We start from the raw sequence: 22,500 nt of genomic DNA on the forward strand, positions 1-22,500 counted from the left end.
CCTTTTAGGCCGCGCGGATCGAGGCGAGGAACCGTCCGACCTCGGCGTTGAGGCTCTCGGACTGGCGAGACAACTCCGATGCCGCATTCAGGACCTGACTGGCGGCGGCGCCGGTTTCCTCGGCGGCGCCGGCGACGCCGCTGATGTTGCTCGTGACCTCAGACGTGCCCGCCGAAGCTTGGCTGACATTGCGGACGATCTCCTGCGTCGCGGCCCCCTGTTGCTCGACGGCGGCGGCAATCGACGTCGCGACACCGCTGATTTCGCGGATCCGACCCGTGATCTCGCCAATCGACGAGACTGCATGACCCGTGGAGCTCTGGATCTTTGTGATCTGCCCGGCGATATCGCGGGTCGCTTTGGCCGTTTGCTCAGCGAGTGCCTTGACCTCAGAAGCGACCACGGCGAAGCCCTTGCCGGCGACGCCCGCCCGCGCCGCCTCGATCGTCGCGTTCAGCGCGAGGAGGTTGGTTTGGCTGGCAATGCTCGAAATCAGGCCGACCACATCGCCGATCTCACCCACCGACGCACTCAATTCGCGGACGAGCATTCCGGCCTGATCGGCTTCACCCACGGCGACACGCGCGAGTTCGGCCGATCCGTTTACCTGGCGTCCGATTTCTTGCACCGACGAGCCAAGCTCCTCCGCCGCGGCCGCAACGGTATTGACGTTCGATGCCGCTTCCTCTGCCGCGGCCGCCACGGTCGTGGACTGACTGGCTGTTTCCGTGGCAGTCGCGGTCATCGATTGTGCGGTGGCCTGCAATTCGGTCGCGGACGACGAGACCATGCCCACGATGCCCCCCACGGCACGATCGAAGCTGTCGGCGAGCTCGATCATCGTCCGGCGTCGCTCCGCGACCGCTGCCGCGTCGGCGCTTCGTTGCAGATCGGCCTGCTCCGACGCCGTCTTGGCGACCATGGCCTTGATACCTTCGACGGCTTTGCCGACCGCGCCGATCTCGTCGCCGCGCTGGGCTTCGGCGATGGGCGCATCGGTCTCGCCCTGCGCCATCCGCTGCAGCACCGACACCAGACGGCCCAGAGGGCGGGCGATCAGGACGAACACGAGGGCTGACAGCAGCAGCGCGATGAAGACGCTGGCGATGCTGCCAGCGATGCTGGTGAAATACGCCGTATCGAACGCTTGCTGCTGCTCGGCACTGCGGCGAGCGAGGAGGTCGTGCTCCGTCTGCGCAATTTCGGAGGCACGGGCGCGGAGGGCATCCATAGAGGACTTCCCAGCTCCACTCGCCTCGATCTCCCGGGCCTTCTCGAGATGCCCGGCTTCGGCGCTGGCGATTTCTCGGGCGGCAACCCCGTCCGACCACGCGTCCGCGGCCTGCTTCAGGTTGACGAGTCGGCCCTGCTGGTCGGGATTGTCAGACGTTAGCTGCCTGACCCGCTCGAAGCTCTCGCGGAACTCAGTCTGACCTGACCGATAGGGCGCTAGAAACTTTGCGTCGCCTGAGATGAGATAGCCGCGGACACCGGTCTCTTGATTGACCAAAGCGGTCGTCGCAGCATCGAGTGACCGCAGAACCTGAAACGTGTGTTCCGTCATGCGGATGTTTGCGTCGATCGACTTCAGCCGTCCATAGCCCAATGCGCTGCTGCCGAGCGTGACCGCGGTGAGGGACAAAAAGGCGACCGTCATCCTGGTCGTTATCTTGAGATCAGAAATAAAGCGCATGGCTTTGACCTTTTGCACTATGGTATGTCTGTTTTCGGTCGGGTCAGCCTGGCGTATAATAGGTTAAGATCGGCAAAATCGAATTCGCTAACGCGTTAATTTGGATTAGGGTTTGATGATTTCACAACCGCCGGTTACATTTTCGGAAGGCGCCCGCCTTGATCAAAGTAGACCAGTATTCCGATGCCGAAGCATTTTTCGCAAAGGGCCAAAGCCCGGAATGCATTGATGCGCCGCAACATTATGCCGGCGTGACGCAGATATCCGCTTGAGTTGCGACATATTGCGCTTATTTCAAGTTGCATCGATCGCGCCATGTGGCCGAAAGCGGAATGGCCGCTTTCGGGTGCAAAGACGGATCAGCAGCCGCTCGGCGGCGCGATTATGCCGACACGATGTCCGACGGCTGTCTGTGTTGACCCGTCCCGGCCGCCGAGCCGCCGACCGTTTCATGGAGGTCAGTTCCGGCGGTCTCGGGCAGGACCAGGGCCGCGCAGAAGGCGACCCCGTAGGCGCAGAGGGCGCAGGCTCCCATCGCCGTGCCGAGCGGCAGGCTTGCGGCCAGGATGCCCACCGTGGCGGGCACGACCGAGCCGAAGCCGCGGCCGCCCCCGAGGCAGAAGCCCTGGCCGCTCGCCCGGATTGCGGTCGGGAACAGCTCCGCGAAGGTCGGCAGCATGCCCGAGGCCAGGGCCCCCTGGAACGCGCCCAGGAAGAAGCTCAGGACGATGGTCGTGGTGAGGCCGATCGGCGCGAGCAGGAGAATCGCGACGTTGCCGGACTGCAGCGCGAGGAAGGTCATGAAGGCGGGGCGGCGGCCGATCCGGTCCGACAGCCAGCCGTAGAGCAGTGGCCCGACGAGGGAGCCCAGGATGTTCATCGCGAGGTAGCCGGTGCTCGACTTGATCGAGAGGCCGAGGGCGGTGCGCAGGTAGGTCGGCAGCCACGTGATCATCACGTAGGCGCCGCCGAAGATGCCGGTCGACATGATCGCGGCGGCGGCCGTGCGGCGCAGGTGCCGGCCGGTGAAGATCGTCCAGAACGGCGGCGGCACGGCGCCGTCGCGCTGCGCAGCCCGCGCCTCGGCGTAGATGCCGGATTCCGGGACGAGCCGGCGGATGAAGAAGACGAGCCCGGCCGGGATGACGCCGATGGCGAAGAAGACGCGCCAGCCCGTCTCCTCGGAGAACAGGGACGTAAGGACCGGCAGCAGGCTGACCGAGATCGCGTAGCCGACCGCATAGCTGCTCTGGACGGAGGCCGCGACGCGCCCGCGCAGGGCCGGCCGGATCACCTCGCTGATCAGGACGCCGCCGACCGCGGCCTCACCCCCGTAGCCGAGGCCCTGCAGGAAGCGGACGAGGGCGAGGGACCAGAAGTCGCTCATGAACGCCGCCAGGCAGGTGAAACCCGCGACCATCAGGATGGTGACCTGCAGGATCCTGACCCGACCGATCCGGTCGGCCAGGATGCCGGCGGCCCAGCCGCCGACCGCGGCCCCGGCGAGGGAGGCCGTGGCGAGGTATCCGGCCTCGGCCTGCGTCAGGCCGAGCGTCGCGATCAGCGCCGGGATGACGAGGGCGTAGATCGTCGTGTCCATGGCATCGAGGCCGAATCCTGCGAAGCAGGCCCAGTAGGTTCGGCGCTCGGTCTGATCGAGCGTGTGGTACCAGCCGAGCTTCCTCATGACGCGTCTCCTCCGGCCATCCGGGATCGTGCGCCGCTCGGGCTGCCGGCCGGGCGGGCTGCACGGTTGAACCGGTGCCGTCTCTTCGCGGACGGTCTGCCGGCTTCTATTTCGGCGTTCGTTAGTCCTGCCGATCGTCCACGTATTCGAGGCCCGCGGCGGCCAGCGCGTCGCGCATCGCGTAGAGGTCGAGGCCGAGTTCCCCGGCCGCGAGCCGGGCGCGCTTGGCGACCTCGTTGGCGGCCCGCGCCTCCGCCTGCGCGGCGACGGCTTCGGCCTTGGCATGGGGCACGACCACGACGCCGTCGTCATCCGCCACGATCGCGTCGCCCGGCCGGACCAGGGCGCCCGCGCAGACCACGGGGACGTTGACGCTGCCCAGAGTCGCCTTGACCGTGCCCTTGGCGGAGATCGCCCGCGACCAGACCGGGAAGCCCATCGCCTTGAGCGTGCGCACGTCGCGGCAGCCCGCGTCGATCACCAGGCCGACGCCGCCGCGCGCCTTCAGCGAGGTGGCCAGCAGGTCGCCGAACATGCCGTCGGTGTTGTCGGTCGTGCAGGCGACCACCAGGACGTCCCCGGGGCGGCACTGCTCGATGGCCACGTGCAGCATCCAGTTGTCGCCGGGCTGCGCCAGCACGGTCACGGCGCTGCCGGCGATCGCGGCCCCCTCCCAGATCGGGCGCATGTAGGTCTTCAGGAGGCCGGTACGCCCCTGCGCCTCGTGGACCGTGGAGACGCCGTGCCCGGCGAGCGTCGCGGCGACGGCCGGCGCGACGCGGGGGATGTTGCGGACGACGACGTTGCTCATGCCAGTTCCTCCAGCGTCATCGGGAAGAGGCGCTGATAGGCCTCGCCATAGGTCATCGCCGTCCCGGAGTTGCGGCCGCCCTGGACGCCGCGGTTGAGGGCGACGCGGGTGTAGTATTCCCAGAGATGTTTCTGCGCCGCGAGCACCTGGAACGCGCGGAATTTGGTCTCCCACACGGCATCGATGTTCAGGATGACCTGGGGCTTGAAGTTGCACTGCTCCGGCTGGTGCGGCTCGAACAGGAACACCGGCGGCGCGGCGTAGCTGCGGTCCGGGTCCGGCTTGTGCCCGGCGGCCTGGGCGATCACCCGGGCCTCCTGCGCCACGTGGGCGGCGACCGGATGGTCGAAGTTGTACGGGTCCTCGAGGGCGTGAGTCAGTACGAAGGCCGGACGCTCCTCGCGGTAGACGTCGACCAGCCGGTCGAGCACGGCCTCGTCGACGCGCAGGGGATAGTCGCCGACGTCGAGGAACTCGATCGTGGCGCCGAGGATGCCGGCCGCCTCCTCGGCCTCGGCGCGGCGCTGGGCTTTCACGTCCTCGAGGCGCACGCCGGCCTTCTTCCAGGCCCACTGGCTCTCGCCGCGCTCGCCGAACGACAGGCAGACGATCTTCATCCGGTAGCCCTTGCGCGCGTGCAGGGCGATGGCGCCGCCGGCGCGCCAGACGAAGTCGCCCGGATGGGCTGTCACGACGAGACCCGATCGCGCTGCGGCCGCCATGTCTCATCCCTCCCGAAGCGTGCGTCGCCCCTCGCGCGCACTATTGTGCATGCAGCGCTAGCGCCCCCCGCCCGAGCAAACAAATGATTAGATTGAGGCTATTGATGCACGTGATCGAATAATACCTGCCGGTTCGGAACAGTCCGGCGCGATGCCCCGCCACCCGGTTCTGCCGGCAGGCCGCGCGGTCAGAGCGCGTTGAAGTAGGCCTGGATCATCCGGGCCAGGCTCTCCGCCACCGGTGACAGGGTGTGATGGCGGCGCGTCACGATGCCGATCGTCCGCGCGATGCTCGGCGCCCGGAGCGGCACGGCGACGATCTTTGCCTCATCGGCGGCCTGAAAGGCCAGCCGCGGCACGACGGTCACACCCAGGCCCCCGCGGACCATGCCGATGGCGGTGGCGACGCGGTGCACCTCGTAGGCCCAGGTCACGTCGGCGTAGCGTCCGCCCAGTCCCGCCGCGATGAGCAGGTTGTTGCCGGTCTGCTCCCCGATCTTGATCAGGATCTCCCGGTCCAGCGCGGACCACGTCACCACCTTCGCGTCGGCGAGCGCGTGATCGGCCCGGCACACCAGCACGAAGGCTTCCTGGTGGATCGGGGTGATATCGAGGTCGTAGTGCTGGGCCGACATGATGGTGATGCCGAATTCGGCCTCGCCCGCCCGCACGCGCTCGATGATCGCGGTGGCCGACTGATCAAGGACACGCACCAGCACGCCCGGGTGAGCGGCGCTGAACCCCTGCAGGATGACGGGCAGGTGGTGCCCGGCGATCGTCGGTAGGCAGCCGAACCGCACGACGTCCTGGCTCTCGCGGCCCTGACGCCGGAGCGTCCCGAAGATCTGGGACAGCTCGTCGACGATGCGCTGCGCGCTCGGCAGGAGCTCGACGCCGGCGGGCGTCAGTGTCACCTGCCGCGTCGTCCGGGCGACCAGCCTGACGCCGAGTTCGTCCTCCAGCTTCTTCAGGCGGTGGCTCAACGCCGCCTGCGACAGGCTGAGGCTGGCCGCGGCCCGGTTGAAGCTGCCCCAATTGGCGATGCTGAGGAAGGCCTGCAGGCCCAGGAAGTCGATCCGCTCCATCACCCCTCGCCGTCGAAACGCGGCGCCAGCACTCGCACGGACGGAGAGGCCGCCGCTACGGATCGGCCCGCTGCCAGCCGACTGCGAGGCGAGGCCGCGGATGCCGCCGAGGCTCAGGCGAAGAGGCCCGTGCAGACCACGCGCATGTCGGGGACCGCCTCCAGGTTCCGGACGGTTGACACGATTCGCCCGGCCCGCTCGCGCGGCAGCCCGGCGAAGTCGGCGCAGCCCTCGAACTTGGCCACGGTGTCGTCGAAGCTCATCGGCTTCTCCGGGCTGCCGCGGGCGAAGTCGCCCTGGCCCGAGACCGAGCGCCCGTCCGTCAGCCGTACCTCGACGTAGCTGCGCATCTTGTCGGCGCCGGCCGCGTCGGCGTCCGGGTTGTTGTAGAAGTCGACCCGCTCGACCATGGCCTGCAGCTCCGGCCGGTTGACCACGTCGTCCTGGAACTGCCCGAGCCCGGCCTTGCCGAGCACCAGCAGCACGGCCATGCAGTACTCCATGCTGAACTTGGCCTGCAGGCCCGTCCTCGGCTGGTGGTGGATCAGCGTGTTGAGCATCTGCCGGTTGGTGCCGACCCGGACCTGCGCCACATCCTGCGCCCGGATGCCGTGCTGCGCGATGAGCTCCGCCATCACGTCCATGGCGGGGTGCGTGAGCGAGCCCGAGGGATAGGGCTTGATCGACACGCCGGGCGAGCGCAGCGACCACGGCCGACCCAGGCGGCCGACGATCGCCCCGGGATCCCAGCCGCCCCCGAAGGCGGCGAAGAAGCCGCGCTTGGCCTCGAGGATGTCCTCGGCCGCCGTCCAGCCCAGGGCCGCGAGGTCGGCCGCCACGATGCCCGCCTCGGCGGCATGGCCGGCCTGGAACGGCTTGGTCATCGTGCCGAAATTCTCCCGTAGGCCGCCGGCCTCGGCGCCGGCCACCCCGAAGGCGTTGCGCAGCTGCTTGGCGTCGAGGCCGCGCAGCTTCCCCGCGGCCGCCGCCGCGCCGAACACCCCGCACATGCTGGTGGAGTGGAAGCCGCCCTCGTAGGAGCGGGGCGCGATCGCCTCGGCGAGCTTCGTGGCGACCTCGACGCCGAGATGATAGGCCAGCATGAAGTCGCGGCCGGACTTGTTCAGGGCCTCTGACAGCGCCAGGGCGGGGGGCAGGGTCGGCACCGTGGGATGGGTCAGCAGGCCGTAGACGCGGTCCTTCGCGACGGCGAGTTGCGTATCGTCGAAATCGTCGGCGTGGATGGCGACGCCGTTGGCGAAGGCGGCGAAGCGCGGGGCGGCCTGCAGGGTCGTGCCGAGCACGGTGGAGGGACCGTTCAGCATGCCGAGATCGGCGAGGTAGCGGCGCACGATCGGACCGGTCTCGGCCTTCTCGCCGGCGATGGCGAGGCCGAACGCGTCGAGGATGTGTTGCTTCCCGAGCGCGATCAGCTCTGGCGGCAGGTCCTCGTAGCGGGCCGCGACCACGAAGGCGGCCATCTCCGCCGTCACCCCGGCGGTGCCGGCCGGCGCATCCGCGGCGAAGGCGCGTCGGCGCGCGCCGGGCAGGAGGCTCATCCCGGCGCCGAGCGCCGCCAGACCGGACAGAAATCGCTTGCGGCTCAACGTCATCATCGGATCCTCCCGGCTCGGGTCTCGTCGCGTGGCGCGGGACGCCCCGTCTCCGACGCGTCCCCGGGTTCGCTCAGCTCAGGCGCAGCAGGCCCGCGACGTCGCGCATGGTCCCGACCGTCTCGATCGCCAGGACGGCGTCGATCAGCCGGGACGTCCTGTCCGCGCCGAGGACCGGCGCCATCAGGTCGCGGCACTTGGCGACCACCTCCGCGCGCGGCATCGGGTTGTCGGCCGTGCCGCGGACGGCCAGCACTTTGTCGGACAGGACTGTCCCGTCGTTCAACGCGATCTCCACGATGGCGGCGCGGGCCGGTTCGAGGCGTTCCAGCGCGTCGCTCGGGATCAGCCGGACCTTGGCGCGCATCCGCAGCACGGTCGGATCGGCCATGCGGTCCCTGTCGTACGCCGCCTGGAACGAGGCCGTCCCGTCGAGCAGCATGATCGCCACCATGTGCTGGAGGCAGATATCGGGCATGTCGCGGTTGTCAACGACCCGCGCCTCGGTATGGGCCACGCGGACGGTGACCGATTCGATGGCTTCGGCGTCGACGGACCGGCGCTGCAGGATGTTGCTCAGGGCATCCAGCGGCGCCTGGATCGGGGAGCCCACCGTCCACTTCTTGATGTTGGTACGGGCGATCTCGTAGCGCTCGCCCAGCTCCGCCGTCAGCGCGTCCAGGCGGGCATCGGGCGCGTAGGCCAGGAAGTAATTGTCCGGTCCGGAGAAGATGTCGTCGAGGCCGGTGCATCCCGCCTTCACCATCAGCGCCGCGGTGAGGCCGCTGCGCGCGGGCATGCCGGCGAACACGAAGGACTTCTCGATGTGCTGCGTGTCGCGGGTCCAGGCGCCGATGCCGGAGGATTGCTGGGCGGCGTAGTCGAGGACCCAGCGCATCTGCTGCGCGTCGAGCCCGGCGGCGCAGGCGGCGGCCGCCGCGGCCCCGAAGGCGCCCGCGATGGCGTGGGTGCTTTTGTGGCTGGTGTTGCGGAACGGGATCGCGTCGAAGCTGAGGGTGACCCGCGGGCCGACGTCGTAGCCCAGCGTCACGGCGCGCAGGAAGCGCGTGCCGTCGATCCCGAACTTCTCGGCGGCGGCCAGCGCCGCCGGCACGATCGGCGCGCCCGGATGCGACTGCGAGAACTCGTTCGAGTCATCGGTCTCGTCCGAATGCGCCAGCATGCCGTTGACCAGGGCCGCCACCAGCGGATCGGCCGTGGCCCTGGAGGCGACGAGCGTCGCATCACCGGAGCCGCCGTAGGAGGCCGCGAAGCCGTAGGCGGCCTTGGCCGGTAGGAGTCCGGAGCCCGACACCATGGCGGCGAAGGTGTCGAGGATGTGGTGCTTGGCCGTCTCGACGACCGCGTCCGGGAGCGCCCGGTCTCCGGCCGCGCCCATATAGGCGCTGAGCTTGGCCATGATTGGGCTGACGGTCCCACCGGCAGTGCCTTCGGCCGCGGAGGCGCGCAGCGGCACGGTCCCCAGCAGGGTACCGGCGCCTTGCAGCAGGGCCCGGCGACTCGGTCCCATCAGGTGGCCTCGGTGTGACATCGGTTCTCCGGACGGCGGGGGGAGCGGGGGGGTTCAGGCGCGGTCAGGGATCGGCGAGAGCACGGCCGCGCCCGAAAAGAAGGCGGCGAGGTTGCCGACGACCTGCCCGATCGTCGCCTCCATGGTCTCGGGCGAGCGGCCGGCGATATGGGGCGACAGCACGACGTTGGGCAGGGCGCGCAGGGCCGCCGGCACCTCGGGCTCGCCCTCGATCACGTCGAGCCCCGCCCCGGCGAGGCGGCCGGCACCGAGGGCCTCGACCAGGGCGTCGGTGTCCACCACGGAGCCGCGCCCGACATTGACGAGGAAGCCGGCCGGCCCGAGCGCGTCGAGGGCCGCGCCCCCGACGCAGTGGCGGGTCGCAGCCCCGCCCGGCAGCGCCACGAACAGGACGTCCGCCCAGGCGCAGAGGTCGCTGAGGCTCGGCGCGTAGTCCCACGGGACGTCCGGGACAGGCCGACGGTTGTGGTAGCGCACCGCCATGTCGAAGCCGGCGCAGCGCCTGGCGATCCGGCCGCCGATCCCGCCGAGCCCCAGGATGCCGGCGCGCTTCCCGTGCGCGCCCGGTCGGGCCGTGCCGCCCTCCCGCCAGCGGCCCGCCCGCACGGCGGCGTCGAAGCGCGGGATGTCGCGCAGCACCGCCAGGAACAGGGCGAGCGCGTGGTCGGCCACGCAATCCGCGTTGGTGCCGGTGCCGTGCGTGACCACGATCCCGCGCGCGCGGGCCGCCGCGAGGTCAACGCCCTCGTAGCCAACGCCCTGGGCGCAGATGATGCCGAGATTCGGCAGGGCCGCGATCAGGGCGGCCGGGATCAGCGTCGTGCCATTGGTCACGATCGCCCGGACGCGCGCGCCGGCCCGCGCGGCGACCTCCGCGCGGGCCTCGGGCGTGAGGGCCTGATGCACGGTGAAGTGCGCCCGCAGCCGGTCGAGGGCGAAGGGCGCGAGGTCGATCGCCAGAAGCACGTCCGGCTTGGGCCCGCCCGCTCCGCCGGGCCGCGACGCCTCATCGCTCATGCACGCTCCTTGCTCGCAGGGGTCAAGTGTTCGCGGCGGCTGGAACCCGGTGCAGGCGGTCAGGCCCGAGTTCGGACAGGGTGTTCACGCCGAGCAGGCCCATGTTGCGCCCGACATCGTCCTTCAGGATCGCGATCGCGCATTCGACCTCGGGGCTGCCGCCCAGGGACGCGGCGTACAGGAAGGGCCGCCCGACGAAGACGAAGGACGCGCCCAGCGCCAGTGCCTTCAGCACGTCGGTGCCGCGGCGGAAGCCGCTGTCGATCATCACCGGGATCGTGCCGCCGAGCGCAGCCACCGTCGCCGGCAGGGTGCGCAGGGGCGACACCGTCCCGTCGAGCTGCCGGCCGCCGTGGTTCGACAGGATCACCCCGTCGGCGCCGAGATCCCGGGCCGCGACCGCGTCGGCCGCCGCCATGATCCCCTTGACGACCAGCCGGCCGCGCCAGCGATCCCGCACCAGCCGCAGGTGATCCCAGCACAGGTGATCCCGGTTGCCGAAATCCCGCAGCACCGAGGCGGACAGGATCGGCGCCCCCGGCGCCGCGTGGGAATTCTCGAAATGCGGCATGCCGTGGCACGCCAGCGTGCGCAGGAACGTGCCGACGGTCCAGCGCGGGCGCAGGAGCCCGTCGAGGGCGAGCCGCAGGCTCGGCCGGAGCGGGGTCGAGAAACCGGTGCGGGTGATGTTCTCGCGGTTGCCGGAGATCACGGTGTCGACGGTCACCACAAGCGTGCTGAAGCCCGCGGCCGCGATCCGGTCGATCAGAGCCACGATCCGGTCGGGCTCGCCGGGCAGGTAGGCCTGGAACCACGCCTCCGGATTGTGGGGGATCACGTCCTCCATGCGGATGAGCGAGGACGCGCTCATGATCATCGGCACCCGGGCCGCCCGCGCGGCCGCGGCCAGCGCGATGTCCCCGCGATAGGCGGCCAGGGCGCTCAGGCCCATCGGGGCGATGCCGAACGGCGCGGCATAGTCCCGGCCGAACAGTGTGGCGGCGGTCGTGCGCGCGCCGACCCCGACCAGCACGCGCGGCACGAACCCAACTTCGCGCAACGCCTGTCGGTTGTCGTCGATCGCTGCATTGGTCTCCGCAGCGCCCGCGATGTAGCCGAAGACCGGCCGCGGCAGGTGCCGCCGCGCCGCCGCCTCGTAATCGGCCAGGGCCAGCGCGATCGGCTTGCCGGGCCGGCGCGTCCCCGCGGCGGTCTCGGTCGCCGCCGTTCCGGGGACAGCCTCGGCATGGCCGGCCAGTCTCTTGGCGCCTGACGCCATCGCTCTCCATTCCGGTGATGGGCTGGACGTCCCCGCACCGGGGGGCGGCGGGGTTACGCCCGTTTCTTTCACAAGTGTGTAAGATTGGATGCTCGCTGTCCATAGGCATCGACGGGCGACACAGATCGAGGCACGCGGCGGATGCCGGAGCGCGACCGATCGCATCGCCCTCTGAGAGGGTCGAACCAGCGCTCCTTGGCACTGACGAGCCGCTCGGCGAACCCTGAGATCTGATCCTTGAACGGTACGGGGCCGGCATCGAACTATTTCATATCTGTGCATTGCGATCGAATCCGCAGCAGGCCATCACGGGCACCGGATGCGAGCCGGAGGATGCCGATGAGCCGCGACTGCCTACCTCCGCAGGCGCCCGAGCCCCCGGGCTTCGCGCTCCCTGGCGGCGCCTGCGACAGCCACACCCACGTCTTCGGGCCCTACGCGCGCTCCCCCCTCGCGGAAGACCGCAGCTACACGCCCCCGGAGAACGACGGCGCCGCCCTGGTGCGCCAGCTCGACGCGATGGGCCTCGCCCGATGCGTGATCGTTACCGCCAGTGCCTACGGCGACGACAACCGCGCCATGCTGGACGCGCTCGCGGTGGCTCCGGACCGGCTGCGCGGCGTCGCGGTCCTGTCCGAAGGCGTCGGCGAGGCCGACCTCGACGCCATGACGGAGGCGGGCGTGCGCGGCGTGCGCGTCAACCTGTTCCGCCGCAACGGACGCCAGGTTTACCGCAACGGCATGGGGTTGGACGCCCTGCGGACGCTCGCGCCTCGGTTGCGGGCGCGGGGATGGCACCTCCAGGCGTGGCTGCACGCACCGGACCTGCCCGAGCTCTGGCCGAGCCTGACAGCCTGCGGCATGCCGGTGGTGATCGATCATATGGGCCGTATGAGCACGGCGCGGGGCGTCGCTGATCCGGGCTTCGCGCTGCTCTGCCGGCTGGTGGCGGACGGCACGGCCTGGACCAAGATCTCGGGTGCCGACCGCCTCACCGAGGCCGGTCCGCCCTACGGCGATGTCGATCCCTTCGCCGCCGCACTCATCGCGGCCAATCCGGAGCGCCTCGTCTGGGGCAGCGACTGGCCGCACATCAACTACTTCGGCGGCGCGACCGACCACGGCGTCCCGTCCGACGCGGATCTGCTGCGGACGCTCCGGCGCTGGACGGACGACAGCGCCCTGCATCGCATCCTAGTGGACAACCCGGCCGCGCTCTACGGATTCCCGTGAGTCTCCGCGCTACCGGCGCCCTCCGCCTTCCGGTATCACCGACCGGTCAGACGAAGAGGCGGGCCAGCCGGACCGATGCGGGTCATGTGTTTCATGGATGTGAATATCGTTCGTGCGGTGCTGGCGCCGTGACGGTGCGCGCGGACGTCCCGACCGAGTCGCAGGGCGCGGCCGTGAAGTCGGCGCGCCGGGTGGTCGAGGTGCTGGAGCATTTCGACCGCGTCCAATGCCCGCAATCGCTCACCGAGATCGCGGGGGCCCTGGGCTACCCGGCCTCCAGCACCCTGGCCCTGCTCAAGAGCCTGCTCGCCCTCGACTACCTCTCGTACGATTTCGAGCGGCGCACCTACAGCCCGACCATGCGGGTCGCCATGCTGGGCGCCTGGGTGCAGGCCTGCGTCTTCCGCGACGGGGTGCTGATCCGGCTGATGGAGGCGCTGCAGGAGGCGACCGGCGAAACGGTCGTGCTCGGCATGCAGAACGACCTCCACGTCCAGTACATCCACGTCGTCCAGGCTCGCCACCTCCTGCGCTACCACCTGCATCCCGGCACGTTCCGGCCGATCCACTCCACAGCCGCCGGCCGGATGCTGCTGGCGCACCAGTCCCGCGACGCGATCGCCCGCCTCGTGCGTCAGCTCGACCGGCGCGGCGGCGTGACCCTCGACCTCGACGCCTTCTGGGACGGCCTCCAGGCAGTCCGCGCCGCCGGCTACGCGTGGTCGGCCAATCAGGTCACCGAGGGCGCCGGGACCATGGCGGTGCTAGCGCCGAAGATGGCCGACGGGCGCGCCACGGTCCTCGGAGTCGCCGGCCCCCTGTCGCGCCTGGAACCCAACCGGGCGCGCATCCTCGCGGGCCTGCGCGGCATCGTCGGCCCGCCGGTCGCAGATCTAAAAAATTCACGGTTGTAAATTTTTCGGAGTTGAGCGACCCTCCGGTCAAGACGCGCCGGTGCTTCGGGACCCCTGTGGCCTGCGCCGGCGCCGAAGACGGGAGGAGACGGATGACGAGCGGCATCGCCGAGCTTCGGGGGAAGCGCTACGATCTCGATCTGCCCTCGATGCGCGATCGGGTCTCGCCGGAGGAGTGGGAGGCGCGGATCAACCTCGCGGCCTGCTACCGGCTGGTCGCCCTCTGGGACATGACCGACATGATCGCGAACCACATTTCGGTGCGCGTCCCCGGTGAGCCGGAGCATTTCCTGATCAATGCCTACGGGCTGCTCTACGAGGAGATCTCCGCCTCGAATCTCGTGAAGATCGATTTCGACGGCAACATCGTCGACAAGCCCGACTTCGACTATGGCGTGAACCGCGCCGGCTTCGTGATCCACAGCGCGGTCCACCGGGCCCGGCACGCGGTCGATTGCGTCATCCACACGCACACGCCGGCCGGCATGGCGATCTCCGCCATGAAGTGCGGCCTCCTGCCGATGACCCAGACGGCGATGCGCTTCTCGACGGTCGCCTACCACGATTACGAGGGCGTGGCGGTCGATCTCGACGAGCAGAAGCGCCTCGTGGACGACCTCGGCGACGCGGATCTGATGATCCTGCGCAACCACGGCCTGCTGGTGGTCGGGCCGACCGTGCCGCAGGCCTTCAGCAACATCTACCGGGCGGAACTGGCCTGCAAGGCGCAGCTGATGGCGATGGCGGCGAGCACCGATCTGGTCCTGCCCTCCGACGACGTCATCGCCAAGACCAACCACCTCTACCGGCCCGAGGTGCGCCGCCCGTTCGGCGTCCTCGAATGGCCGGCGCTCCTGCGCAAGCTCGACCGGATCGACCCGACCTACCGGGATTGACCGCCGTGACCATGGCTCACCCGGGCACGGTGATCGAGGTGCTGGCGGCCTACGCGGCCTCCGAGCGGGCCCACCCGCTGCCGGAGACCGTGCTGCATCACGCTAAGCGCGCCCTGATCGACTGGTTCGCCGCACTCCTGCCGGGCGCGCGCCTCCCACCCGCGACGCTGCTGGCCGCGGCGCTCGCCGACGAGTTCGGGGGTGCGGCGGGTGGCGGCCGCGCGGTGGTCTACGGCACCGGGCTCCGGGCGCCCCTGCGGACGGCGGCGCTGATCAACGCCACCGCCTCCCACATCGTCGAGTTCGACGACATCTTCCGCGATGCGATCTACCATCCGGGTTGTCCGGTGATCGGCGCGGCGCTCGCCGCCGCGCAGACCCTGGGCGCGGACGGTGCGGCGCTGCTGCGGGCCATCGTTGTCGGCTACGAGGTCTCGACGCGCATCGGCGTCGCCGTGCAGCCGTCGCATTACCGCTACTGGCACACGACCGGGACGATCGGCACGTTCGGGGCGGCCGCCGCGACCGCCAGCCTGCTCGGCCTCGATGCCGGTCGCACCGCCCACGCGCTGGCCACCGCCGCCACCATGGCGGCCGGGCTGCAGCAGGCCTTCCGCTCGGACGCCATGTCGAAGCCGCTGCATGCCGGTCACGCCGCGGAGGCCGGGGCGCTGGCCGCCCTGGCGGCCGGCCGCGGCGTCACCGGCGCCCTCGACGTGCTGGAGGGGGAGGCCGGGTTCGGGGCGGCGATGAGCCGGGGCGCCGCGTGGGACCATGCCGTCGATGAGCTGGGGCGCCGCTACAACATCTGCGCCATGACCTTCAAGAACCACGGCTGCTGCGGCCACGCCTTCGCGGCCATCGACGCCGCCCTGGTGCTGCGACCGGATCTCGACCTCGACGCCATCGCGGACATTACGGTCGGGACCTACCGGACGGCCCTCGACGTCACCGACCGGCGCGCGGTCGCGACGCCCTTCGAGGGGCGGTTCTCGACTCCCTTCACCGTGGCGAGCGCCCTCGTGCACGGCAGCGTGCGGCTGGATGCGTTCAGCCCGGAGCGTCTCGCCGATCCACGGGTCCAGGCGTTGATGCGGCGCGTGGAAATGGTCGTCGACCCTGAGAGCGAGGGGGCGTTCCCAGCCCGGCGCTCGGCCGTCGTGACGGTCGCGCTGACGGACGGGCGCCGCCTCACGCAACGGCAGCCGACCCGCAAGGGCGACCCGGACGCGCCGCTCACCGACGACGAGCTCGCCGACAAGTTCCGCGAACTCGCCGCGCCCGCGGTCGGCGCAGCGGCGGCGGCCGATCTGCTCGCGTCCCTGCGCACCCTCGACACGGCGTCGGCCGAGGCGGTGGCGCGGCTCGGGGTCGGTCCGCCGGTACCGGACTAGGCGGCCGGGCCGCACCAACACACCCGCCAGAGCCGCAAGATCGGCCGGCGGCCTCCAGGGAGGACAGCGCATGGACACGCGGGCAATCCCCGTCGGCCTCGCCACACACGATGGCACGCGGCCGGCTCGGGAGATGGACCTGGAGAGTGCCACGATCCGCCGGATCAACCGGAGGTTCATGCCGATCCTCGTCGTGGCCTATATGGTCTCGTTCATCGACCGGGTGAATGTCGGCTTCGCGGCGCTGACGGCCAACAAGGACCTCGGCCTCAGCGCCACGACTTACGGCTGGGGCGCGGGCATCTTTTTCCTCGGCTACTTCCTGTTCGAGTACCCGAGCAACCTGATGATGGGCCGGGTCGGCGCGCGCCTCTGGCTCGCCCGCATCATGATCACCTGGGGCTTCGTCTCGGCCGGGATGGCGCTGGTGACCGGGCCCGTCTCGTTCTGCGTCGCCCGGTTCCTGCTCGGCGTCGCGGAGGCCGGGTTCTTCCCCGGCCTGCTCCTGTTCGCCGCGCTCTGGTACCCGAAGGCGTACCGGGCCCGCTGCATCGGCCTCATGCTGGTGGGCATGGCGGTCTCGAGCCTCGTCGGCGCGCCGATCTCCGGGCTCCTGCTCGGGCTCGACGGGTGGCTCGGCCTGTCAGGCTGGCAGTGGATGTACATCCTCGAAGGGCTGCCCGCGGTGTTCCTCGGCGTGCTGCTGCTCTTCGTCCTGACAGATCATCCCGAGAAGGCCGCGTGGCTCAGCCGCGAGCAGCGGGACTGGCTGCGGACGGCTCTGGCCGCCGAGCCCACCCGCGCGCACGCGGCGCCGAACATCTGGGCGACGATCCGCGATCCGAGGGTGCTGTTCTACGCCCTGCTGTTCTTCAACGTCACGACGGCGAGCTACGGCCTGAGCCTGTGGCTGCCGCAGATCATCAAGGCCGCCGGCCTGACCAATGCCCAAACCGGCTTCGTGACCGCGATCCCCTACGCGTTCGGAACGCTGGCGATGGTTTTGGGCGGTTGGTGGTCGGACCGGCACGCGGACCGGATCGTGCCGACCGCCGCCATGACCTTCCTGGTCGCTGCCGGCCTCGCCGTCTCGGTCTGGCTCGCCGAGCCGCTGGCGCAGTTCGCGGCGATCTGCGTGGTGATGATCGGGATCTACGGGCTGAAGGGCCCCTCGCTGGCACTCTACACGGAGCGTTTCCCGGGGCCGGCGGCGGCCGGCTCGATCGCCATGGTGACCGCGCTCGGCAACCTGTCCGGCTTCCTGCCCCCCTACCTCGTCGGCTGGATCAAGGACGCGACCGGCCAATTCTCCTACGGCCTCCTGTTCCTGGCCGCGGTCGCCTTCCTGGGCGGCGTGCAGGCCCTGCTCGCCCCCGCCTTCGAGCGGCGCCTCGCCGCCGCTGCGCCGCGATAACGGAAGGGACCGCGATGCTCGCCACGGACACCGCCTTCGGGACCGGGAGACCCACCCTCCATCGCCGCGTCGCCTCGATTCTCGGTGGCTCCGTGGGCAACCTGATCGAGTGGTTCGACCTCCACATCTACACGGCGTTCTCCCTCTACTTCGCGCCGCAATTCTTCCCCGGCGACTCGCCGAACGTGCAGCTCCTCAACGCGGCCGGGATCTTCGCCCTGGGCTTCCTGCTGCGGCCCCTCGGAAGCTGGATCTTCGGAATCTACGCCGACCGGCACGGGCGACGTACCGCGCTGAGTCTGTGCGTGACGCTGATGTGTGGGGGCTCATTGCTGATCGCGGTCTGCCCGACCTACGCGCAGGCTGGGATCCTGGCACCAGCGGCGCTCCTGCTCGCGCGCATGCTGCAGGGTCTGTCCCTGGGCGGCGAATACGGGGCGAGCTCGGTCTACCTGACGGAGATCGCGGATGCCCGCCGCCGCGGCTTCTTCAGCAGCTTCAACTACGTGACGCTGATCTCCGGACAGCTGCTCGCGACCTTCCTGCTGGTCGTGATGCGTGCGCTGCTGAGCGCCGAGCAGATCGCCGCCTGGGGCTGGCGCATCCCGTTCGCCATCGGCGCCGCCTGCGCGGTCGTCGGCTACGCCCTGCGCCGGAACATCGACGAGACGGACCAGTTCAAGGCGCTCCAGCGGCGGGGCACGGCGGAGCGGCCGACGCTGCGCCTCCTCGCCCATCCGCGCGCGCTGGTTCTCGTGGCGGGCATGACCGTCGGCGGCACCGTCGCGTTCTTCACCTACACCGTCTACATGCACCGCTTCCTGTCGAACTCGGCAGGGCTGACGCGGGACCAGACCACGCTCGTCTCCTGCGCGACGCTGCTGATCTTCGCCCTGCTGCAGCCGGTGCTCGGTGCGCTGTCGGACCGGATCGGGCGCAAGCCCCTGCTCCTCGCCTTCGGCGTGCTCGGTACCCTCGGCACCGTGCCGCTCATGAGCGCGATGACGGGGGTGCACGATCCGTGGTCGGCGTTCATCCTGCTGATGATCGCCCTGGTCATCGTGTCCGGCTACACCTCGGTCAACTCGGTGGTGAAGGCGGAACTCTTCCCGACGAGCGTGCGTGTCCTCGGCGTCGGTCTTCCTTATACCCTGGCGACATCGCTCTTTGGCGGGAGCGCCGAGTATGTCGGCCTGTGGTTCAAGCATCTCGGCCACGAGAGTTTGTTCTTCTACTACGTCAGTGCCTGCATCGCCTGCACGCTCGTCACGACGCTTTTCCTCAAGGAGGGCGGCACGGCGAGCCTCGATTCGGAGCGCGTGGAGAGCGAGCCCACCGCCACGTGGGGCTCGTGACCGACAGCGCGCGCGGCGTCGCCCCCTCCCAGCCGACAGAGGATAGCCCATGGCAGACCCCCAACTCATCGTGCAGCGGGACGGCCCGATCGGCTGGCTGACCTTCAGCAATGCCGCCAAGCACAACGCCATGACCTTCGAGATGTGGAGCGGCGTGCCCGAAGCGGTCGCCGGCCTCTCGGAGGATCCGGATATCCGGATCCTGGCGCTGAAGGGGGCGGGCGAGAAGGCGTTCGTGTCCGGAGCCGACATTTCCGAGTTCGAGACGAAACGCGGCTCGGGGGAGGCCCAGGCGGCCTACAACGCCGCCGCGGACGCGGCGACCGCGGTGATCCAGACCTGTCCCAAGCCGACCCTCGCCATGATCCGCGGCTACTGCATCGGCGGCGGCCTCGGCCTCGCGCTGGCCTGCGACCTGCGCTTCGCCGCCGAGGGCACGCGGTTCGCGATCCCGGCGGCCAAGCTCGGCCTCGGCTACCGATACGCCGGCATGCGCCGCCTGGTCGACGTGGTCGGCCCGTCGCGGGCCAAGGACATCTTCTACTCGGCGCGCCAGTTCGAGACCTCCGAGGCGCTGGGTATGGGGCTCATTAACCGGGTCGTCGCCAAGGACGCGCTCGAAGAGGAGGTCCGCGCCTATTGCGCCCGCGTCGCCGCCAACGCGCCGCTGACCATCGCGGCCGCGAAGCTCGCCATCGACGCGGCCGCCACCGAGCCCGGCCCGGACGCCCTCGCCGCCATCGACCGGGCGATCAAGGCCTGCTTCGCCAGCGAGGATTACCGGGAGGGCCCGATCGCCTTCCGCGAGAAGCGGCCGCCAAACTTCAAGGGCCGCTGAGCGGCCCCCGACCTGCCACGCCACGCGAGACCGGGAGACGCCCATGCCCTCTGCCACCGCGCTGAGCCGCTTCACGGTGCTGGATCTCACCCGCGTGCGCTCGGGGCCAACGGCGGTGCGCCAGCTCGCCGATTGGGGCGCCGACGTCATCAAGATCGAGCCGCCCGGGGGTGACCGGATCGGCGGCAACCGCGACGGGTCCGACTTCCAGAACCTGCACCGCAACAAGCGCAGCCTCACCCTCGACCTCAAGCAGCCCGAGGGTGTCGCGGTGCTGAAGCGGCTCGTGCGCGCGGCCGACGTGCTCGTCGAGAACTTCCGCCCGGACGTGAAGGACCGCCTCGGCATCGGCTACGCGGCGCTGGCGGCGGAGAACCCCCGGCTCGTCTACGCCAGCATCTCCGGCTACGGGCAGGACGGCCCCTACCGCATGCGCCCCGGCCTCGATCAGATCGCGCAGGGGATGGGCGGCCTGATGTCGATCACCGGCGAGGCTGGCGGGGGGCCGGTGCGGGCCGGCATCGCGGTGGCCGATTCGAGCGCCGGCCTGTACTGCGCCCTCGGGATCCTGACGGCGCTCCTGGAGCGGGAGCAGTCGGGCCAGGGGCAATGGGTCCAGACCTCACTCCTGCAGGCGCAGATCGCGCTGCTCGACTTCCAGGCGGCGCGTTGGACCATGGACCACGAGGTCCCGCCCCAGATCGGCAACCACCACCCGACGGCCAGCCCCATGGGCGCCTTCCCGGCAGCCGACGGGCACGTGAACATCGCGCCGATCGGCGAGGCCATGTGGCGGCGCCTGTGCGGCGTGCTCAGCCATCCCGAATGGGCCGAGGACCCGCGCTTCGCCGACCAGCCGTCGCGCAGCCGGAACCGCCACGCCCTCGCGGCGGCGATCGCCGCGGAGACGCGCACGCGAACAGCCGTCCACTGGGTCGAGGCCCTCAACGCGGCCGAGGTCGCCTGCGGGCCGGTCTATACGATGGATCAGGTCTTCGCCGACCCGCAGGTCCAGCACCTCAACATGGCCGAGACGGTGGAGCACCCGCGCCTCGGACGGCTGGGCCTGGTCGCGCAGCCGATCCGGATGTCCCGCTCGCACGGGCAGGTACGCACGCCTGCCCCCGATCTCGGTGCGCAGACCGACGCGATCCTCGGTGATCTCGGCTTCGACGCGGGCGCCGTGGCGGAGCTGCGGGAGAAGCGGGTGATCTGAAGGGTCGCGAGCCCGGCCTCGAGACCGGGCGGTCAGGAGGGGGACACCATGTCGGATCGGAGACGCCCATGGACCGCGTGAGCCTCGCCGCGGTTCCGGACCGCGCCGCAGCCGGAGGGGTGACGTCCAGCACCCGGATCTTCTGGATCACCTGGGCGGGCTGGATGCTCGATGGCTTCGACTCGGCCATCTACATCTTCGTGCTGGTCCCCGCGGTCTCGGAACTCCTCGCGGCCGGGGGCATCCAGCCCGCCCGCGGCACGATCGCGCTCTACGGCGGCTACTTCTTCTCGATCTTCATGCTGGGCTGGGCCTGCTCGATGTTCTGGGGCTGGCTCGCCGACCGTATCGGGCGCGTGAAGGTGATGTGCCTGACGATCCTCGTCTACTCGATCTTCACCGGACTCTGCGGCCTCGCGGGCGGGCTCGCGTCCTTCGCGGTGTTCCGGTTCCTGGCGGGATTCGGCGTCGGCGGCGAGTGGGCGGCGGGCACGCCGTTGCTCCACGAATCGGTGAGCGAGCATCAGCGCGTGCGGCTCGCGGGCTGGCTCCACACCGCGACCCCGACCGGCCTGTTGCTCGGCGCCGCGGCGTCGTTGCTTGCGCCGGTGATCGGCTGGCGCGGCATGTTCATGCTCGGCGTTCTCCCCGCCCTCCTGGTGGTGGCCATCCGAGCGACCGTGTCGGAGCCCGACCGGGCGCGCCGCGCACAAACAGGATCCGGGCTCCCCCAGCCCAGCATCGCCGAGATGTTCGTGGGGCCGCAGGCCCGCACGACCTGGGCGGCCGGACTCATGATGTCCTGCATCATCCTGGGCCTGTGGTCCTCGACCTACTGGGCGCCAACCTTGGTGATCAGCAAGCTCGTCGCAGCCGGATCGACGTCGGCCGCGGCGCAGAAGGTGGCGGCGATCAGCGGCATCATCACCAATATCGGCACGCTCGTCGGCTGCCTCGCGATGCCGTTCATCGCGACCTGGTTCGGCAGCCGGCGCCGGACGGCCACCGCCTTCTTCCTCGGCGCGTTCACCATCAACCTCGTGGCTTATCTTGGCGCTGCCATCTGGCTCGACAGCGTCACGCTGTTCATCGCATTGCTGCCGCTCGTCGGGTTCTTCACCAACGCGGTGTTCTCGCTCTACACGATTTGGCTGCCTGAACTCTTCCCGACGAGCCGCCGGGCGTTCGGGTCCGGATTCGCCTTCAGCTTCGGACGGCTCCTCGGCGCGCTCGGGCCGACGATCGTCGGCACCCTCGTGGTCGTGACGGGATCGTACCCGGAGGCCCTATCGATCATCTCGCTGGTCTACCTGATCGGCTTGCCGACGATCTGGCTCGCCCCTGAGACCGCCGGCAAGGAACTCCCGGCCTGAGAGCGAAATACTGTCGCTTGGTCAAACGTTTCTGCGCGCTGATCGTACCCTGCAACCAGACAAGGACGCCGCCGTTCGCGACGCGCAACCCAACAGGAGCGGATCGTGCCCAGAGCGGCAGCGTCCGCTTTGGAGCCAAACCGTCTGCCAGGGACTGGCTGGAATGGGCGCAGAGCGGAACGGCCGGTCTCGGGCATCGAGCCGACGGAGCTTACAGCGCAGTTTGGCCGCCACGTCGCCGCCGTGGCCTCGTGAACGAGCCGCCGTCTATCATGCGTCATCCTATCGATCCGGGTCGCCGGGACCGCATCGGGCGGGCCGATTCCACCGGGGTAGATATCGCGTGGCGCTGGAGGCGGTCGGTTAAGGCGCGGTCTCCGTGCTGGAGTGCCGTCCGTTTACGACCGT

Annotated in this window: 18 protein-coding genes; 9 read left to right on the forward strand and 9 right to left on the reverse strand. The window is 70.1% G+C overall.

Translation table 11 applies throughout. The features are described from left to right. Positions 1–4: 4 nt before the first annotated feature. The 9 genes from AC3IF1_RS15455 to AC3IF1_RS15495 all read right to left on the reverse strand — a co-directional run bounded on the left by AC3IF1_RS15455 (position 5) and on the right by AC3IF1_RS15495 (position 11,459). A complete protein-coding gene (locus AC3IF1_RS15455; RefSeq protein WP_489220396.1) occupies positions 5–1,693 on the reverse strand; it encodes a methyl-accepting chemotaxis protein in 1,689 nt (562 codons plus the stop codon). A gap of 382 nt (positions 1,694–2,075) precedes the next feature. Then, the gene (locus AC3IF1_RS15460) at positions 2,076–3,380 is read right to left on the reverse strand and encodes an MFS transporter (RefSeq protein WP_243967435.1); all 1,305 of its coding nucleotides are present in this window, start codon (positions 3,378–3,380) and stop codon (positions 2,076–2,078) included. A gap of 121 nt (positions 3,381–3,501) precedes the next feature. After that, the gene (locus AC3IF1_RS15465; RefSeq protein ID WP_243967436.1) at positions 3,502–4,191 is read right to left on the reverse strand and encodes a 4-carboxy-4-hydroxy-2-oxoadipate aldolase/oxaloacetate decarboxylase; all 690 of its coding nucleotides are present in this window, start codon (positions 4,189–4,191) and stop codon (positions 3,502–3,504) included. Further along, positions 4,188–4,913 carry a PIG-L deacetylase family protein gene (locus AC3IF1_RS15470; protein WP_243967437.1) on the reverse strand — a complete coding sequence of 242 codons (726 nt, stop codon included), beginning with the start codon at positions 4,911–4,913 and terminating at the stop codon, positions 4,188–4,190. The genes AC3IF1_RS15465 and AC3IF1_RS15470 overlap by 4 nt, the downstream gene beginning before the upstream one ends. 188 nt (positions 4,914–5,101) lie before the next feature. Next, positions 5,102–5,998 (reverse strand): LysR family transcriptional regulator, encoded by an 897-nt coding sequence (locus AC3IF1_RS15475; protein ID WP_243967438.1) that lies wholly within the window; start codon positions 5,996–5,998, stop codon positions 5,102–5,104. A 113-nt stretch (positions 5,999–6,111) separates the two neighbouring features. After that, positions 6,112–7,614: an MmgE/PrpD family protein gene (locus tag AC3IF1_RS15480; RefSeq protein ID WP_489218312.1), complete on the reverse strand. Its 1,503-nt coding sequence runs from the start codon at positions 7,612–7,614 to the stop codon at positions 6,112–6,114. A 70-nt stretch (positions 7,615–7,684) separates the two neighbouring features. Next, complete coding sequence (locus AC3IF1_RS15485) at positions 7,685–9,142, reverse strand: MmgE/PrpD family protein (RefSeq protein ID WP_489218313.1); 1,458 nt, start codon at positions 9,140–9,142, stop codon at positions 7,685–7,687. A 54-nt stretch (positions 9,143–9,196) separates the two neighbouring features. Continuing rightward, complete coding sequence (locus AC3IF1_RS15490; RefSeq protein WP_489218314.1) at positions 9,197–10,180, reverse strand: 2-hydroxyacid dehydrogenase; 984 nt, start codon at positions 10,178–10,180, stop codon at positions 9,197–9,199. A gap of 22 nt (positions 10,181–10,202) precedes the next feature. After that, on the reverse strand, positions 10,203–11,459 hold the full coding sequence (locus AC3IF1_RS15495) for an alpha-hydroxy acid oxidase (RefSeq protein ID WP_489218315.1): 1,257 nt from the start codon (positions 11,457–11,459) through the stop codon (positions 10,203–10,205). 339 nt (positions 11,460–11,798) lie between these two features. Here AC3IF1_RS15495 and AC3IF1_RS15500 point away from each other — a divergent pair, with 339 nt between their 5' ends. From AC3IF1_RS15500 to AC3IF1_RS15540, 9 genes are all read left to right on the forward strand, one after another. Next, positions 11,799–12,692: an amidohydrolase family protein gene (locus tag AC3IF1_RS15500; protein ID WP_489218316.1), complete on the forward strand. Its 894-nt coding sequence runs from the start codon at positions 11,799–11,801 to the stop codon at positions 12,690–12,692. A 128-nt stretch (positions 12,693–12,820) separates the two neighbouring features. Further along, positions 12,821–13,606, forward strand: coding sequence for an IclR family transcriptional regulator (locus AC3IF1_RS15505; RefSeq protein ID WP_243966113.1), 786 nt, complete (start codon positions 12,821–12,823; stop codon positions 13,604–13,606). 92 nt (positions 13,607–13,698) lie between these two features. Then, complete coding sequence (locus AC3IF1_RS15510; RefSeq protein ID WP_243966104.1) at positions 13,699–14,502, forward strand: class II aldolase/adducin family protein; 804 nt, start codon at positions 13,699–13,701, stop codon at positions 14,500–14,502. An 11-nt stretch (positions 14,503–14,513) separates the two neighbouring features. After that, the gene (locus tag AC3IF1_RS15515; protein WP_243966130.1) at positions 14,514–15,896 is read left to right on the forward strand and encodes an MmgE/PrpD family protein; all 1,383 of its coding nucleotides are present in this window, start codon (positions 14,514–14,516) and stop codon (positions 15,894–15,896) included. 70 nt (positions 15,897–15,966) lie between these two features. Continuing rightward, positions 15,967–17,310, forward strand: coding sequence for an MFS transporter (locus tag AC3IF1_RS15520; protein WP_489218317.1), 1,344 nt, complete (start codon positions 15,967–15,969; stop codon positions 17,308–17,310). A 14-nt stretch (positions 17,311–17,324) separates the two neighbouring features. Next, positions 17,325–18,665, forward strand: a complete 1,341-nt coding sequence (locus AC3IF1_RS15525; protein WP_489218318.1) for an MFS transporter — start codon at positions 17,325–17,327, stop codon at positions 18,663–18,665. A gap of 49 nt (positions 18,666–18,714) precedes the next feature. Beyond that, positions 18,715–19,503 carry an enoyl-CoA hydratase gene (locus tag AC3IF1_RS15530; RefSeq protein ID WP_489218319.1) on the forward strand — a complete coding sequence of 263 codons (789 nt, stop codon included), beginning with the start codon at positions 18,715–18,717 and terminating at the stop codon, positions 19,501–19,503. 43 nt (positions 19,504–19,546) lie between these two features. Further along, entirely contained in the window at positions 19,547–20,719 is a 1,173-nt protein-coding gene (locus tag AC3IF1_RS15535; protein WP_489218320.1) for a CaiB/BaiF CoA transferase family protein, read from the forward strand. 68 nt (positions 20,720–20,787) lie between these two features. Then, positions 20,788–22,092, forward strand: a complete 1,305-nt coding sequence (locus tag AC3IF1_RS15540) for an MFS transporter (protein WP_489218321.1) — start codon at positions 20,788–20,790, stop codon at positions 22,090–22,092. Positions 22,093–22,500 lie beyond the last annotated feature (408 nt).

It is taken from the genome of Methylobacterium sp. E-012 (genome assembly GCF_057836545.1).

Coding starts and splice junctions, on each gene's coding strand:
- AC3IF1_RS15455 (WP_489220396.1), bottom strand. CDS start 1,693: ATGCGCTTTATTTCTGATCTCAAGATAACGACCAGGATGACGGTCGCC.
- AC3IF1_RS15460 (WP_243967435.1), bottom strand. CDS start 3,380: ATGAGGAAGCTCGGCTGGTACCACACGCTCGATCAGACCGAGCGCCGA.
- AC3IF1_RS15465 (WP_243967436.1), bottom strand. CDS start 4,191: ATGAGCAACGTCGTCGTCCGCAACATCCCCCGCGTCGCGCCGGCCGTC.
- AC3IF1_RS15470 (WP_243967437.1), bottom strand. CDS start 4,913: ATGGCGGCCGCAGCGCGATCGGGTCTCGTCGTGACAGCCCATCCGGGC.
- AC3IF1_RS15475 (WP_243967438.1), bottom strand. CDS start 5,998: ATGGAGCGGATCGACTTCCTGGGCCTGCAGGCCTTCCTCAGCATCGCC.
- AC3IF1_RS15480 (WP_489218312.1), bottom strand. CDS start 7,614: ATGATGACGTTGAGCCGCAAGCGATTTCTGTCCGGTCTGGCGGCGCTC.
- AC3IF1_RS15485 (WP_489218313.1), bottom strand. CDS start 9,142: ATGGGACCGAGTCGCCGGGCCCTGCTGCAAGGCGCCGGTACCCTGCTG.
- AC3IF1_RS15490 (WP_489218314.1), bottom strand. CDS start 10,180: ATGAGCGATGAGGCGTCGCGGCCCGGCGGAGCGGGCGGGCCCAAGCCG.
- AC3IF1_RS15495 (WP_489218315.1), bottom strand. CDS start 11,459: ATGGCGTCAGGCGCCAAGAGACTGGCCGGCCATGCCGAGGCTGTCCCC.
- AC3IF1_RS15500 (WP_489218316.1), top strand. CDS start 11,799: ATGAGCCGCGACTGCCTACCTCCGCAGGCGCCCGAGCCCCCGGGCTTC.
- AC3IF1_RS15510 (WP_243966104.1), top strand. CDS start 13,699: ATGACGAGCGGCATCGCCGAGCTTCGGGGGAAGCGCTACGATCTCGAT.
- AC3IF1_RS15515 (WP_243966130.1), top strand. CDS start 14,514: ATGGCTCACCCGGGCACGGTGATCGAGGTGCTGGCGGCCTACGCGGCC.
- AC3IF1_RS15520 (WP_489218317.1), top strand. CDS start 15,967: ATGGACACGCGGGCAATCCCCGTCGGCCTCGCCACACACGATGGCACG.
- AC3IF1_RS15525 (WP_489218318.1), top strand. CDS start 17,325: ATGCTCGCCACGGACACCGCCTTCGGGACCGGGAGACCCACCCTCCAT.
- AC3IF1_RS15530 (WP_489218319.1), top strand. CDS start 18,715: ATGGCAGACCCCCAACTCATCGTGCAGCGGGACGGCCCGATCGGCTGG.
- AC3IF1_RS15535 (WP_489218320.1), top strand. CDS start 19,547: ATGCCCTCTGCCACCGCGCTGAGCCGCTTCACGGTGCTGGATCTCACC.
- AC3IF1_RS15540 (WP_489218321.1), top strand. CDS start 20,788: ATGGACCGCGTGAGCCTCGCCGCGGTTCCGGACCGCGCCGCAGCCGGA.